A 13897-nucleotide genomic window follows, 5' to 3' on the forward strand; every position below is an offset into this window, starting at 1 on the left:
GACTGGCCGACTCGCGGATCCCGTAGGGGACGGCCGCCGGCGCCGAGGACGCGCACGTCGGCTTCGATCGAACCTTCCACGGCGGCCACGCCGTCGATCGCGGCCAGCGCGTCCACCAAGCCGGCGTCGAGGCGGTCACGGCGACCCTCACCGCCCGCGCCGATGGTGCGGTCGGAGCGGACCACCACGTCGATGTGGCGGTAGGTGTCGGTCCAGATCTCCCCGAGGCTCACCCGTACCGTGTCGCCCAGCACCTGGGTGCCCGACATGAACGACACGCTCAGCAGCACCGCCAGACCCGTGGCCAGGAGACGGACCCGGTGGGCGAGCACGCCTCGCAACGCCACCCGGTCCATCGCCATGCGCCCAGCATGCCGGAACGGGACCGGCAGCCGGCAGCAGGGATCAGGGCGTGACGATCGGGAAGTGCGGGTCGAACGAGTCGAACAGCCCCAGCAGCTCGGCCAGCACACGGGTATCGCCGTCGGTCTCCGCCCGGCCTGCGGCCACCGCATCGTCGAGGGGGAGCAGCCCGAAGAGCAAGGCGGCGAGATCGAGCCGTGAAGCCTTGATGATGAGATCCGGTCGGTCCAGCGGCACCCCCCGGCGGTGGTGCAGCACCGCGTTCGCGACCCACAGCGCGTAGGTCACCGGCTCCGCGCCCCGCTCGTCGACCACCAGCTCGATGCCCAGCGAGATCCCGGCGGCCCGCTCGCCGTCGAGGCGCACCGTGAGGGCGTCGAGGAGCAGCTCGAGGGGCATCACCCGGACCATCCCGAGCGAGAAGCCCCGGCCGGGCGCTTCCGCGATGCCGTCTCGGAGCTCTTTCGCGCCCATGAGGTAGAAGTTGCGCCACGCCGCGGACTCCGCCTGGTAGCCGAGCTGTTCGAGCGCGTCGGCTTGCAGGAGCCGGGCCTCGACGTTGTCGGGCTCGGCGAACACGACCCGATTCACCACCTCCGCCACCCACCGGTAGTCACCCCGCTCGAAATCGGCCCGGGCCCGCTCGAGCACCGCCGCCGCGCCACCCATGTACTCGACGTACCGGCGGCTCGCTTCCACCGGCGGGTGGGGGTGCAGGTTCGCCGGGTTGCCGTCGAAGAAGCCGAGGTACTTCTGGTAGACGGCCTTCACATCGTGGTTCACGGTGCCGTAGTAGCTGCGCGAGTACCACTCCTTGGCGAGCGCGGCGGGCAGCTCCAACATCTCGGCGATCTCGAGCATCGTGTAACCCTTGTTCGCCAGCCGCAGCGTCTGGTCATGGAGGTACTGGTACATGTCACGCTGCTTCTCGAGGTACTCGAGGCACGCCTCGCGACCCCAGACCGGCCAGTGGTGGCTGGTGAACACCAGGTCGGTGCGGTCGAGGTAGCGCACGATGGACTCGTCGAGATAGCGCGCCCACGCCTTCGCGTCGCGCACCTCCGCACCCCTCGGCGTGTAGAGGTTGTGGAGGTTCCTCGAGCAGTTCTCGGCCATGCACAGGGCTCGCAGCTCGGGGAGGTGGAAGTTCATCTCCGCCGGCGCTTCGGTCCCCGGGGTGAGCTGGAACTCGATCTCGACGCCGTCCACGGTGAGCACCTGACCGGTCTCGACGATCTCGTCGGTCGGGGCGAGGATCGATGACGAGCCGAGCGAGAGGGACTTGCCCAGGCCGGCGTCGACCTGGCCCCGTGGACCCCGGGGGAGGAGCGCGCCGTACATGTAGCTAGCCCGGCGACCCATCACCGCGCCCGCCAGCACGTTCTCGCTGATCGCCGAGCGGAGGAACCCCACCGGGGCGATGATGCGGGTGCGGCCGGCCAGCACATCCTCGACCGAGGTCACCCCCTCCACGCCGCCGAAGTGGTCCGCGTGCGAGTGGGTGTAGACCACCGCGACCACCTCCCGCTCGCCGAGGTGGCGGTTGACCAGGGCCAGCGAAGCCCGGGCCGTCTCCGCGGAGACGAGTGGGTCGACGACGATCCAGCCGCGCTCGCCGCGAAGCACCGACATCACCGACAGGTCGTAGCCGCGCACCTGGTAGAGACCATCGGCGATCTCGAACAGCCCGTGGTGCATGTTGAGCCGGGCGTGCCGCCACAGGCTGGGGTTCACCGTCGGCGGAGCCTCCTCGACCTCGAGGAACGCGTAGGGCTCCAGATCCCAGACCGATCGCCCGTCGCCGGTGGTGATCACCGGGGGATCGAGAGCGGCGAGGAAGCCGCGGGTCGCGGCCTGCCGGTCTCGGTCGTCGTCCCAATCGAGCCACCCGCTGGCCCGGACGCGCTCGTTCGCCTCACGGGTGGTCTCGGTCGCGTCCTTCGGCTCGGTCGTCACGACCCGCTCCTCGTGGTCGGCTCGGTCGTGGTGACCGTAATCGAACGCGGAGCCGCAGCGACCCATGGGTAGCCGGCCCGCCGGCTGGGCATGAGCACCCGGGCATGGGGGAACGACCCGCCTCAAGCTCACGCATCGTTCGTCCGACATTCCATGGTGGCGGATCCAACTCGGCCCGCAGGGCCGTGGAGCAGGGGAAACATCATGAGCGGAGCGAGTGACCATGGCCTGCTGGCGTTCCGCGCCGACCCCGACAACCCCACCTACTCAACCATCGCGTGGCAGCTCGTGGGACTCGCGGTCGGCGGCGTCGTCGTGGCGCTGGCGATGATGCCCCTGCTCCCCGACCTCACGCTGCGGCCGGGCTGGCTGTGGTCGGGCCTCGTCATGTTGGCCGTGTTCCTGGTGCTGCTCCGGCGCGAGGCCGTCCACCTCTTCCGCTCCGGCGGGCGGCGGGTCACCAGCCCACGGATGGCCATGGCACTCGTGCTGCTGTGCATCGCCATGATCGGGTGCCTCGCCGTCGGTCTCGACGCTCCCACCACCTACCGGCCGGCGTTGTTGCTCCCCGTGCTCGTGGCCGCGGTGATCGGCAACCGGGCGATGCTCGCCACCGCCTTCGCGCTCGCGGTCCTCGTCGCGCTGGCCACGGCGACGATCGATGACACCTCCGGGCGATCGCTGGTGGCGCTGGCCGCCACCACCATCGCGCTGTGGGGCAGCACCACGCTCCTCGTGTACGCCCTGGCCCGGGCCGCGATCGACGGCATCGGGAACTCGCTGCGGCTGGCGTCCATCGCGGCGATCGCCAGCCAGGTCGACGACGACGAGGAAGGCCTGCGCCTGGTGCTGCCCGAGCTGCTCGCCGTGGTGGGAGCCGACCATCTGTGGCTCCTCCGGGTGCCCCATGACGGTGAACCGGTGGTCGCCGCGGCGGCACCCGATCCCGGCGCGACCGGCTGGGCGGAGCCCTTCGACCTCGAGCAGGTCATCGCCGACCGGCTCACGGTCACCCACCGTTCGGGGGGAGCGGCGTTCGTGGCCGAGCAGCTCGACGGCGACCTCGTCCTGGTGGTGTCCCGGCGCTGGAGCCCCTTCGGCGAGCGTCTCGTCGCTCGCGCCATCCTCGACCGGGCGGTCACGTCGCTGCGGCTGCTGATCGACCGCGGCGAGATCCTCAGTCGGCTCCGTGAGCTGAGCACCCTCGACGAGCTGACCGGCCTGCCGAACCGCCGAGGCTTGACCGCCCGGCTCGAACTCGAACGAGCGAGCGCGGCGCGCACCGAGCGGCCCTTGTGCATCGCCATGGTGGACCTCGACCGCTTCAAGGCCTACAACGACGACTTCGGGCACCTGGCCGGCGACGACGTGCTGCGACGTGTCGCCACGCTGCTTCGCGAGCGGCTCCGGGCCACCGATCTCGGGGCGCGCTACGGCGGCGAGGAGCTGTGCCTGGTGCTGCCCGACACCGACCTCGCCGGTGGGGCGGCGCTGGTCGAGGACCTGTTGGCCCGCGTCCGCCAGCTCCCGGCCGAGCGGCCGGTCACCTTCTCCGCGGGGTTGGCCCAGTGGGACGGCCTCGAGAGCATCGACGAGCTCCTGAGCCGGGCGGACCAAGCGCTCTACCGGGCCAAGCGGGACGGACGTGACCGGGTCGAGGTGACCGCAGGCACCACCCCCTGAGCTCTCCGGACCCCCGACCCCAGCCGATTTGGGCCCGGCGCCACCGCTCAGCAGCATGGTGGATCCTGCCAGGACCTCGCACCGGGCGGCGCACCGGTGCAGGGAGGGCCGACGCTCGGGACGAGGAGTGGCCTCGGGATGTTCAGACGGATCGGATCGTGGTGCCACGACCATCGACGGCTCGTCGTGGTGTCGTGGGTGGCCGCCCTGCTCGTGAGCAGCGCTCTGTCGAACGCCGTCGGCAGCGGGTTCCGGCAGGAGTTCAACCTCCCCGACGTCGAGTCCAAGCAGGGTCTCGACCTGCTCGAGCAGGACTTCGGAGGCCGCGGCACGGGCTTCGTGGGCACCATCGTCTTCTTCGCCGATCGAGGCGTCAGCGACCCCGCGGTCCGGGATCGGATGCAGGCCCTCTTCGACGACGTCGCCCGCATCGACGGGGTGGCCCGGGTGCAGAGCCCCTACGCCCCGGGCGGCGAGCGGCAGATCTCGGCCCGAGGCCCGTCCGCCGGGAAGATCGCGTTCGCTGACGTGGAGCTGCGCGACGACGTGGACTTCGACCGGGCGGCGGAGATCCGCGACCGGATCCGAGCCGAGCAACCCCGGCTCGACGGGCTGCAGATCGAGCTCGGGGGTTCCGTGTTCGCCGACTTCGACGAGCCGTCGTCAGAGATCCTGGGCCTCGCCTTCGCCATCGTCATCCTCATCCTGGCGTTCGGCTCGGTGCTGGCGATGGGCCTACCCGTGGGCGTCGCGCTGTTCGGGATCGGCGTCGGCACCGCGATGGTGACGCTCCTCAGCAACGTCCTGGCCGTGCCCGACTTCTCCACCATCCTCGGGGTGATGATCGGTCTGGGTGTAGGCATCGACTACGCGCTGCTGATCGTCACCCGCTTCCGGGAGCAACTCCACATCGGCCATCGGGTGGGCGACTCGGTGGCCATGGCCATCGACACCGCGGGGAGGTCCGTGCTGTTCGCCGGCATGACCGTCGTGATCTCCCTGCTCGGGATGGTCCTCATGGGGGTCAACTTCGTCCAGGGCCTGGCCGTCGCCGCCGCCGCGGTGGTGGGCATCACCGTCATGGCGTCGCTCACCTTGCTGCCCGCCTTGCTCGGCTTCGCCGGCGAGCGGGTGGAGCGCACCCGCTGGAGGGGCCTGCTCGCCGCGGGCATGGTGGCCGTCGCGCTGGTGGGCATCGGGCTCGGCGTCACGCCACTGGTGCTGGGCCTGCCGGTGGCCGCGATCGTCCTCGTCGCCGGGCTGGTCGCGCCGCCGCTCAAGCGCGAGGTCCCCCGCCGCCCTCCGAAGCCCCGGCAGCGGACCACCGCCTACCGGTGGAGCCGGATCATCCAGCAGCGGCCCTGGCCGTTCGCCGTGGCGGGGGTGCTCTCGCTGATCGTCCTGGCTCTCCCGGTGCTCGGGCTGCGGCTGGGCTTCTCCGACGAGAGCAACTTCGCCGAGGAGACCTCGACCAGGCGGGCCTACGACCTGCTCGTCGAGGGGTTCGGACCGGGGTTCAACGGTCCACTGATGCTGGTCGCGGAGCTCCCTCCAGGCACCGACCCCGGCGGGCTGAGCCCGATCACCGAGGCCGTGGGGCGCGACCCGGGCGTGGTCTACGTGTCCCCGCCGCAACCGAACGACCCGGCGAGCCCGACCGCGGTCCTCTGGACCGTGGTGCCCACCAGCGGGCCGCAGGAGAAGCCCACCACCGAGCTGGTGAACCGGCTGCGCAGCGAGGTGCTGCCGCCCGCGGAGGACCAGGTCAGGGTGCAGGTGGCCGTCACCGGGCGGGTCGCGGTCGCCATCGACTTCGCGAGCTTCCTGTCGTCGCGCCTGCCCTACTTCTTCGCCGCCGTGCTCGCGCTGTCGTTCCTCCTGCTCATGGTGGTGTTCCGCTCGGTGCTCGTGCCCTTGAAGGCCGTGATCATGAACCTGCTCTCGATCGGCGCTGCCTACGGCATCGCCATCGCCTTGTTCCAATGGGGCTGGCTGAGCGATCTCACCGGCGTGCAGCCCGCCCCCATCGAGCCGTGGGTACCGATGATGCTCTTCGCCATCGTGTTCGGGCTGTCCATGGACTACGAGGTGTTCCTGTTGTCGCGGGTACGGGAGGAGTGGCATCGCACCGGCGACAGCCGCGCGTCGGTCGCCGACGGGCTGGCGGCGACCGCGAAGGTCATCACCGCCGCCGCCGCGATCATGGTGTTCGTGTTCGGCAGCTTCGTGCTCGAGCGCGACCGGCTCGTGAAGCTCATGGGTACCGGGCTGGCCACCGCGATCCTGCTCGACGCCACCGTCGTGCGGATGCTGCTGGTGCCGGCGACCATGGAGCTGCTCGGCGATCGCAACTGGTGGCTCCCCCGCTGGCTCGATCGGATCATCCCCGACGTCGACGTCGAAGGACACGCCGGCGAGCCACCACCCGACGAGGAACCGGAGCCCGGCGAGCGTCGACCCGAACCGGTCGGCGCGAGCTGAGCGCTGCCACACTGGCAGCCATGCGATTCGGACTCGACCTCGCCCAGCAACGCATGCCCTTCACCGAGCTGATCGCTCGGGCCCGCTTCGCCGACGATGCCGGCTTCGACGGGATCTGGGGCTTCGACCACTACCAGCCGATGTACGGCTCCGGCCCCGGCGAGTGCTTCGAGGGCAACACGACCTTGGCCGCCCTGAGCGGGCACACCAGCGGGGTACGACTGGGCTTGCTGGTCACCGGGGTGACCTACCGCCATCCCTCGGTGCTCGCCGCGGAGGCGATGACCATCGACCACGCGTCAGGAGGGCGGCTGGAGCTGTCCCTCGGCGCTGCATGGTTCGAGCCCGAGCACCGCGCCCTCGGCATCCCCTTCCCTCCCACTGCCGAGCGCATCGAGATGCTCGACGAGGCGTTGACCATCATCAAGGGTCTCCTCGGCGGGGACGACTTCTCCTTCGAGGGACGCCACTGGACGATCGAGCGCGCCCGCCTCCATCCCCTACCGGTCCAGCGACCGCACCCACCGATCTGGGTGGGCGCCAGCGGTGAGCGGAAGATGCTGCCGCTCGTGGCCCGACACGCGGACGTGTGGCACACCTTCGGTGACCCTCCCACCATCGCTCGCAAGGCCGCGCTGCTGGACCGGTTCGCCGAGGAGCAAGGCCGGGACCCTGCCACCATCGCCCGTGCCGCCTCGCTGAGCCTGTCGGAGCCCTGGCCGGAGGTGCGAGCGAACGCCGAGGCGCTGGCCGCCACCGGAGTCGGCTACCTCGTGTGCGGGTGGCCGAGCGAGGGCCGCTCCCGGGTGGAGGAGTTCGTCGAGCAGGTCATGCCTGACCTGCGGGGCGCCTGAGCGCCTCGATCTCCTCCGGAGAGCTCGACCACTCGGGGTGCGCGGCCCAGGAGCGAGCCCGCACGGTCGCCGTTCGCCCTCCCGGCGCCAGCGCGAGCACCTCGTCGAAGCCCTCCCGCAAGCAGTCGAGGAAGACGTCGGCGTCGGGAACCGCTCCGGCGTCGGTCGTCACCCCCACGCAACACGTGCCCGCGTAGGACATGAGCGTGATGTTCGCCGAGGAGCCGATGGTCGGCCCGCAGGCGTAGAACCCTTCCACCCGGGCCCCTGCCACGTACACCGGCCGCGAGAAGCCGGGGACGTTCGACGCCAGCACGTCGACGTGCTTGAGCATGCTCCCCGTGATGGCCGGCGGGAGGAGGTTGAGCACACCGGCGATCACCTCCGAGTAGCCGATCGCAGGCTCGTGCCGGAGACCGGCGGTCAGCCGGTCGATGGCGATCATGCGTGTCACCGGGTCCGGCTCGTCCACGGGTACCGGGAAGCGCAGCAGCGTGATGCGATTTCCACCAGCCGGGTCGTCCTCGGTGCGCACGCTCACCGGCATGGTCATGCGGACCTGTTCGATGCGCGCTTCGTGACGCCCGTGGTAGCGCCGCAACCCGCCCGTCACCGCGGCCACGAAGGCGTCGTTGAGCGTGCCGTTCACCGCGTGCGCCGCGGCGTGCAGGTCGTCGAAGGGGACGTCCAGCGCGGCGTAGCGCCACACCAGCCGCCGCTCGGTCATCACCGGTGAGAGCGTGTCGGTGATCGGGGCCACGAAACGGGCGATCGACGCGACGGTACGCACCGCCCCGAGCGCGATGCCGACCGGGTCGGTGACCGCGCGCCTCACCCCAGCCGGGAGCCGGCGCAGCCCTCCCGCGACCGTGCGAGCGACCGCCGCGAGGTCGTGCACCAAGGCCTCGCGAGCCCGTTCGGTGCCAGAGGCGCGGGGACCGGCGGCGGGTAGCGGGGGCAGGGGGCCACGGTCGGCCGGTTCCCGCTCGAGATCGACGACGTGCCCCGCGAGCTGGATGCCCCCGATCCCGTCGGTCAGCGAGTGGTGGACCTTGATGATCATCGCCGCTCGGCCGTCGGGCAGTCCCTCGACCACCGTGAGCTCCCACAGCGGGCGGGCGGGATCGAACGCGGTCATCCCCTCGATGCGAGCCAGGTCGAAGGCCGCGTCGAGCGACGCCGGCGCCGGCAGGGCCACCCACCGCACGTGCCAGGACAGATCGAGGTCAGGGTCGAGCGCCCAGGTCGGCGTGGCGAGCGGGAGGGGCAGGGGTGCCGGCACCAGCCGCTCACGGAACATCGGCGCCAGGCGGGTGGCCCGCTCCAGGCGGTCGAGCAGCACGGCGCGGTCCGGCGCCCGGTCGAGCACCGTGACCGCGGTGATGGTGGAGCGCAGCAGAGGATCCCGCTCCATGCGCCACGCGAACACGTCCGCCTGACGGACCGGGGTCCGCAACGAGCCGGGATCCGTCACATCCGTCATGGTGCCTCCTCCTCGCCGGGCCAGCGGGTCTGCACCGGTGTCGACGATACGACCGGGAAGCTGGTGATGACAGGGTCGAAGGTCGGCTCGGTGAGCACACCACCGCCTCGGTGCCCATCGCCCGAGATCAGGCGGCCGGGACGGCGAGGGACGCCGCGTTGGCGTACATGACCTTGTCGATCTCGGTGGCGTCGAATCCCGCCGCGGCGAGGTCGTCGACGTAGCTGAGAGGGTCGGCCAGTCCCTCGGCGTGCGGGAAGTCCGAACCGAAGATCATCCGGTCGACGCCTATGAGCTCCCGCAGCTCGACCAGGTCGTCCTCGTAGAAAGGGGCCACCCACACGTGCCGGCGGAAGGTCTCGCGGGGATCTTCCTGCCACATGGGGCCACGCATCTGGAACGACTTCTTGAGCCGGCCGAACAGGGGGCGGACCCACTCCGAGCCGTTCTCGATGGTGGCAACCCGGATGTTGGGGAACCGCAGGAAGATCCCGTCGGCGAGGAAGGAGGCCACCGTGTCAGCGATCGGCGACATGGTCAGCAACTGGAACAGTGCTGGGAGGCGGAAGGCCTGGAACTCGGGGTTGACCCCCCACTGCTCGAGCATGAAGCCGTAGCCGGCGTCGCCGGCGTGGAAGGCAACCGTGACGCCGGCTTCGTTCACCCGAGCCCAGAAGGGATCGTGCGACGGGTGGCCGAAGCTGCGGTTGCCGCTGGGATCGCTGATCGGCCCAGGTCTCATGTTGATGATCCGAGCGCCGTGGGCGAGCACGAACTCGAGCTCCTCCACCGCCCAGTCCACGTCGGCGAGCGTGAGGTAGGGCGCGGCGTACAACCGGCCCTGGTAGTCGTAGGTCCAGTCGTCGAGCAGCCAACGGTTGAACCCCCGGAACGCCGCCAGCAGCGCAGGCCGGTCGCCGCTGAGCGCGCCTTCCATGCCCACCCCCAAGGTGGGGAAAAGGAACGCCGTGGTGAGCCCCTGGGCGTCCATGACCTCCACCCGCGCCGCAGGGTCGCGGTAGGCGGGCTGGATCGGGTCCAGCTCCCCGAACGCCGAGTGCAGGTCGGTGATCGAGGTCTTGCCCCGGAAGTAGTCGATGAGCGCGCCCGGCTTCGACACCGGATCGAAGGTGGGGTTGGGGATGAAACGGTTGATCTTCCCCCCGACGAGCAGGCGTTGCCTGCCGTCGATCTCGGCCCAGCGCATGCACCGGCCCCGCATCTTCGGGTCGACGTGCCGGATGAACGCGTCGGTGGCTTCGTAGTAGTGGTTGTCCGCGTCGAACGCCCTCGCGGGGCGCGAGGCGGCATCGGTGGTGCTCATCGGACACCCTCCTCTCCAGCTGTTCCGGTTCCGTCGCGACCGGCGGCGGCCGCCTGGCCGTAATCGCCGAACGGGGCATCCCGCCTGGCCAGCGCGTCACCGAGGGTGCCGTTGACCATGTCCCGCAGGTACTCCTTCGAGGATCGCTGGTGCAGACCGAGGGCCAAGATCTCGGAGCCGTAGCGGATCGCGGTGCGCGCCCCCATCACCTCCATCGCCCGGTGCACCGAACGCTTGTTGAGCTGCTGCAGGTCAGGCGGGATGCCCGCCACCCGCTCCGCGATGCGCAGCACCTCGCGCTCGAGGTCCGCCGCCGGGAACGCCCGGTTGGCCCACCCGACCCTCGCTGCGTCCGCGCCGCTCAACGCGTCACCGGTGAGCATCTGCTCCATCGCGGCCCGCATGCCCATCAGCCAGGGGTGGAACTGCATGTCGGGCGTGGTCATGGTCCGCACGGGCGGGTAGCCGATCTGCGCGTCCTCGGCCACGTAGACCAGGTCGCACGCGGTCGCCAGCTCGCTGCCGCCCGCCAGGCACCAGCCGTGCACCTGAGCGATGACCGGCGTGGCCAGGTCCCAGATGTCGAACCAACCCGCCACCACGTGCCGGGGCCACTGGCCGTCGCCCGGTGCCGTGTACCACGGCAGCGGGTCGTTCGGATCGGGCCTGAGGTCGTAGCCGGCCGAGAAGCACGAGCCGGCCCCTCGGATGATCATGACCCGCACGTCATGGTCGAGGTCCCCGGCGTGCAACGCGTCGAAGAGCTGGGCCCGGAGCCGGTTGCTGAGCGCGTTGCGCTTCTCCGGCCGGTTGAGCGTGAGGCGGCGGACGAACGGTGCCGGGTCGTCCACCAAGACGAGTGCTTCGCCGGGCACTGGAACCCCCTGTCGACGATGAGGCGTCCCCACCGTACCTGACGCTGGTGTCAGGAGCTTCGGCCGGCCGGACCGCCGAGCACCGCGAACGATCCCGTGGCGGTGGCGACCAGGTGCTCGTCGTCCGCGATGGTCGACGGATCACCACCGCTAGGCACATCGGCGGCGAACAGGCGCGACTCGAGCTGCACGATCCGCTTGCCCGCCCGCACCACCCGGGTGTCGGCGAGCAGCAGACCGCCGATGGCGGGGCGCAGGAACCGCAGGTGCACCTCCATCGATGCGCAGCACCGATCCGGCGGCACCACGCTCATGGTGGCCCCGCCCATCGAGGTGTCCACCAGCGCGAACAGCACCGCACCGTGCGGCACGCCGTTGGGGTTGTGGTGCTCCGGCTGCACCTCGAGCACGGCACGACATCGTCCCGGCTCGGTCACCTCGACCTCGAAGCCCAGCAGGTCGGCGAACGGGTGCTCCACGGGGCCGGACGGCAGGGTCGGGGGCTCGGTCATCCGGCCCACCCTAGGCAGCCACCGCCTCAGACAGCCGCCGACAGGACCGTGACCACGACGGGCCGCGCGGCGCGGGGCCCGTCGAACTCGCAGAGAAAGACGTTCTGCCAGCGTGACAGGCCGAGCTCGCCGTCGATGATCGGGATGGTCTCGGAGGGCCCGACGACGCCGGCCTTCAGGTGCGCGTCGCCGTTGCCGTCCTGGCGATCGTGCTCCCACACCCCCGGCGGGACGAGCTGCGCCAGCAGGCGCACCACGTCGCGCTGCACGCTGTCGTCCCAGTTCTCCTGGATCATGATCGCCGCGGTGGCGCCCTGCGCGTAGACGGTCACCGCGCCGGTGCGCACACCGCTGCCGGTCACCACCTTGCGCACCTCGCGGGTGATGTCGTAGAGCGCCTCCCGCTCGTGGGTGCGGATCGTGAACGTCTGCTGCATCACCATGCCCGCTCTCTACCGCTCCGCGGCGCACCGGTCCACGTCACCGGGGTGCTGCGACGGCTTCACGGCCAACCACCTTGACGCCCAACTACCGACGCTTCTACGATTTCCGATGTGTATTCGGAAATCGACGCGAAGACGGGCGAAGTGCGGGACCGGCGGGCCCGGAAGCGGGAAGCCCGCAGGGCTCACCTCCTCGATCTGGCTGCGGATCTCGTCCAGCGCCACGGTGTGGCCGGGGTGACGATGGTCGCGTTGGCCGATGCCGCCGACTACGCACCGGCCTCGCTCTACACCTACTTCCCGTCACGCAGCGCCCTGCTGGCCGCGCTGCAGCGCCGAGCCCTCCAAAAGCTGGCCGCGGTGGCCGAGGAGCACGTCGCCGAGTGGGAGGACGCCCTCACCGCTCTCTCCCCCGCACCGCAGGCCGAGGTGGCGGCGCTGGCGAAGCTGATCGCGTTCTCCGACCTGTTCCTCGCCGCCCCACGCCGCTACCCGAAGGAGTTCCGCCTCCAACAGGACCTGCTCGTGCACTCCGAGGTCGAAGACACCGCTGACGCGGCCTCGGTGGTGCCTGCGGCCATGGCGGTGCTCGACGTGCCCCGCCGCCTGCTCGCCGCCGCAGCCGACGCCGGAGCCCTACGACCGGACGAGCCCGCCAGCGATCCACTCGACCACCCCGTCGACGGAGCGCTGCTCCGGACCCTGGCGTGGGTCGTGGCCCTCAACGGGGCGCTCCTCACCGAGCGGCTGACCACTGGTCTGCCCACCACGGAAGCCGCGCTCGGCCGAGAGCTCACCACCGCTCTGCTGCTCGGGTGGGGTGCGGACCCGGCCGCCCTCGCCACCGCCCGCATCCTCGCCCACGACTGGGCCCGCTGAGCATCCGGCACCGCGACAAGAAGGAAGGAGCACGACCGGTGGACACCGCAACGGCGATCATCGTGGTTCTCGGGGCCTTCGGGTTCGGCGCGTTCCTCTGGACCCTCGCCGAGTACCTGCTCCACCGGTTCGCCATGCACCATCTGCACGGCAAGGGGATCATGAGCCGGGAGCACCTCGAGCACCACGTGCACTCCTCGTGGCACTTCGATCGGACCCACCTGATGAGCTGGGCCGGGATGTTGACCGTGGGCTTCCTCGGCTGGATGCCGCTGGGCTGGCTGGTGGGCGGCCCCCGGGTGGGGATCGCGGTCGCCATCGGCTGGGCGTGCGGCTACTTCTTCTACGAGTACCAGCACGCAGTGGCGCACCTCAGGCCCCCGACCGGAAGGTACGGCGCCTGGGCGCGGCGGCATCACTTCCACCACCACTTCGGACACCCCATGGCCAACCACGGCGTGACGATCCCGCTGTGGGACAAGGTCTTCGGCACGCTGGAGCGACCGGAGACCGTTCGGGTGCCGCGCCGGCTCGCCCTGCCGTGGATGCTCGACGACGACGGGTCGGTCAAGCCCGAGTTCGCCGACAGCTACGCGCTGGTGGGCCGGGCCGGCATCGACGAGCGCCAGGCGATGATCGACCGGGTCCGGGCATTCGCCTCGCTCGCGCCGCTGGACTGACCGTCGCCGGGCTCCCACGCGCTCCCCTGCCCCCGAGCGCGGCACCGCAGGCCCCTCATCGCTGAGTTCCTAACAGCGGTCAAGGGTCTCAGGCGGCTTTCTCGCTAGGTTCGGTGGTGGGCGGGCCGGTCGCCGGAGCGGCTCCGGTCGACTCCTCACTGCGTCGGCCCGTCCGCTTGGGCTGGGTGCCGTTGTGGCGGGCCACGCGGGTCGCGGCGTCGATCTTGTAGCGGTCGACGCAGATCTTGCGGCCCTCGGCTTCGGTGATGGGCCGCCCGTCGGTGTCGCGTAGCTCGTAGAGCTGGCCGTTGCGCCAGCAGGCTGCGATGCGAGTGATCAGAACGGCAGCGATGGTGCAGATGGC

The 13897-nt window shown here is 70.8% G+C and carries 11 protein-coding genes and 1 pseudogene; 5 read left to right on the forward strand and 7 right to left on the reverse strand.

All coding sequences use genetic code 11. The annotated features are described in order from the left end of the window. Positions 1-405: 405 nt before the first annotated feature. Complete coding sequence (locus tag HZF19_RS13520; RefSeq protein WP_208029320.1) at positions 406-2319, reverse strand: alkyl/aryl-sulfatase; 1914 nt, start codon at positions 2317-2319, stop codon at positions 406-408. Between the two features lie 204 nt (positions 2320-2523). Between HZF19_RS13520 and HZF19_RS13525 the strand changes: the two genes are divergently transcribed. From HZF19_RS13525 to HZF19_RS13535, 3 genes are all read left to right on the forward strand, one after another. Then, on the forward strand, positions 2524-4002 hold the full coding sequence (locus HZF19_RS13525; RefSeq protein WP_208029321.1) for a GGDEF domain-containing protein: 1479 nt from the start codon (positions 2524-2526) through the stop codon (positions 4000-4002). A gap of 138 nt (positions 4003-4140) precedes the next feature. Next, positions 4141-6483 (forward strand): MMPL family transporter, encoded by a 2343-nt coding sequence (locus tag HZF19_RS13530; RefSeq protein ID WP_208029322.1) that lies wholly within the window; start codon positions 4141-4143, stop codon positions 6481-6483. A gap of 20 nt (positions 6484-6503) precedes the next feature. Further along, positions 6504-7337 carry an LLM class flavin-dependent oxidoreductase gene (locus HZF19_RS13535; protein ID WP_208029323.1) on the forward strand — a complete coding sequence of 278 codons (834 nt, stop codon included), beginning with the start codon at positions 6504-6506 and terminating at the stop codon, positions 7335-7337. On the opposite strand, the gene HZF19_RS13540 is transcribed toward HZF19_RS13535, so the two are convergent. The 5 genes from HZF19_RS13540 to HZF19_RS13560 all read right to left on the reverse strand — a co-directional run bounded on the left by HZF19_RS13540 (position 7312) and on the right by HZF19_RS13560 (position 11968). Then, positions 7312-8820 (reverse strand): wax ester/triacylglycerol synthase domain-containing protein, encoded by a 1509-nt coding sequence (locus tag HZF19_RS13540; protein ID WP_208029324.1) that lies wholly within the window; start codon positions 8818-8820, stop codon positions 7312-7314. The two genes, HZF19_RS13535 and HZF19_RS13540, sit on opposite strands and share 26 nt — an antisense overlap. A gap of 127 nt (positions 8821-8947) precedes the next feature. Next, on the reverse strand, positions 8948-10144 hold the full coding sequence (locus HZF19_RS13545) for an amidohydrolase family protein (RefSeq protein WP_208029325.1): 1197 nt from the start codon (positions 10142-10144) through the stop codon (positions 8948-8950). Next, entirely contained in the window at positions 10141-10995 is an 855-nt protein-coding gene (locus HZF19_RS13550; protein ID WP_307781226.1) for an enoyl-CoA hydratase-related protein, read from the reverse strand. Before HZF19_RS13550 ends, HZF19_RS13545 begins: the two co-directional genes overlap by 4 nt. Positions 10996-11069: 74 nt before the next feature. Then, a complete protein-coding gene (locus tag HZF19_RS13555) occupies positions 11070-11531 on the reverse strand; it encodes a PaaI family thioesterase (RefSeq protein ID WP_208029327.1) in 462 nt (153 codons plus the stop codon). Positions 11532-11557: 26 nt separating this feature from the next. After that, positions 11558-11968: a secondary thiamine-phosphate synthase enzyme YjbQ gene (locus HZF19_RS13560; protein ID WP_208029328.1), complete on the reverse strand. Its 411-nt coding sequence runs from the start codon at positions 11966-11968 to the stop codon at positions 11558-11560. Between the two features lie 117 nt (positions 11969-12085). Between HZF19_RS13560 and HZF19_RS13565 the strand changes: the two genes are divergently transcribed. Both HZF19_RS13565 and HZF19_RS13570 read left to right on the forward strand, forming a co-directional pair. Continuing rightward, a complete protein-coding gene (locus HZF19_RS13565; RefSeq protein WP_208029329.1) occupies positions 12086-12853 on the forward strand; it encodes a TetR/AcrR family transcriptional regulator in 768 nt (255 codons plus the stop codon). Between the two features lie 38 nt (positions 12854-12891). Further along, positions 12892-13533, forward strand: coding sequence for a sterol desaturase family protein (locus HZF19_RS13570; protein ID WP_208029330.1), 642 nt, complete (start codon positions 12892-12894; stop codon positions 13531-13533). An 88-nt stretch (positions 13534-13621) separates the two neighbouring features. On the opposite strand, the pseudogene HZF19_RS13575 reads toward HZF19_RS13570, so the two are convergent. Continuing rightward, positions 13622-13897, reverse strand: a pseudogene (locus HZF19_RS13575) (IS110 family RNA-guided transposase); the annotation flags it as partial.

Origin of the sequence: Rhabdothermincola sediminis (assembly GCF_014805525.1) — a bacterium.
Classification (GTDB): domain Bacteria; phylum Actinomycetota; class Acidimicrobiia; order Acidimicrobiales; family Acidimicrobilacustridaceae; genus Rhabdothermincola; species Rhabdothermincola sediminis.

Bases quoted from the DNA above. Each gene is read 5' to 3' on its own strand.
- HZF19_RS13525 (WP_208029321.1), top strand. From the start codon at position 2,524: ATGAGCGGAGCGAGTGACCATGGCCTGCTGGCGTTCCGCGCCGACCCC.
- HZF19_RS13530 (WP_208029322.1), top strand. From the start codon at position 4,141: ATGTTCAGACGGATCGGATCGTGGTGCCACGACCATCGACGGCTCGTC.
- HZF19_RS13535 (WP_208029323.1), top strand. From the start codon at position 6,504: ATGCGATTCGGACTCGACCTCGCCCAGCAACGCATGCCCTTCACCGAG.
- HZF19_RS13540 (WP_208029324.1), bottom strand. From the start codon at position 8,820: ATGACGGATGTGACGGATCCCGGCTCGTTGCGGACCCCGGTCCGTCAG.
- HZF19_RS13545 (WP_208029325.1), bottom strand. From the start codon at position 10,144: ATGAGCACCACCGATGCCGCCTCGCGCCCCGCGAGGGCGTTCGACGCG.
- HZF19_RS13555 (WP_208029327.1), bottom strand. From the start codon at position 11,531: ATGACCGAGCCCCCGACCCTGCCGTCCGGCCCCGTGGAGCACCCGTTC.
- HZF19_RS13560 (WP_208029328.1), bottom strand. From the start codon at position 11,968: ATGCAGCAGACGTTCACGATCCGCACCCACGAGCGGGAGGCGCTCTAC.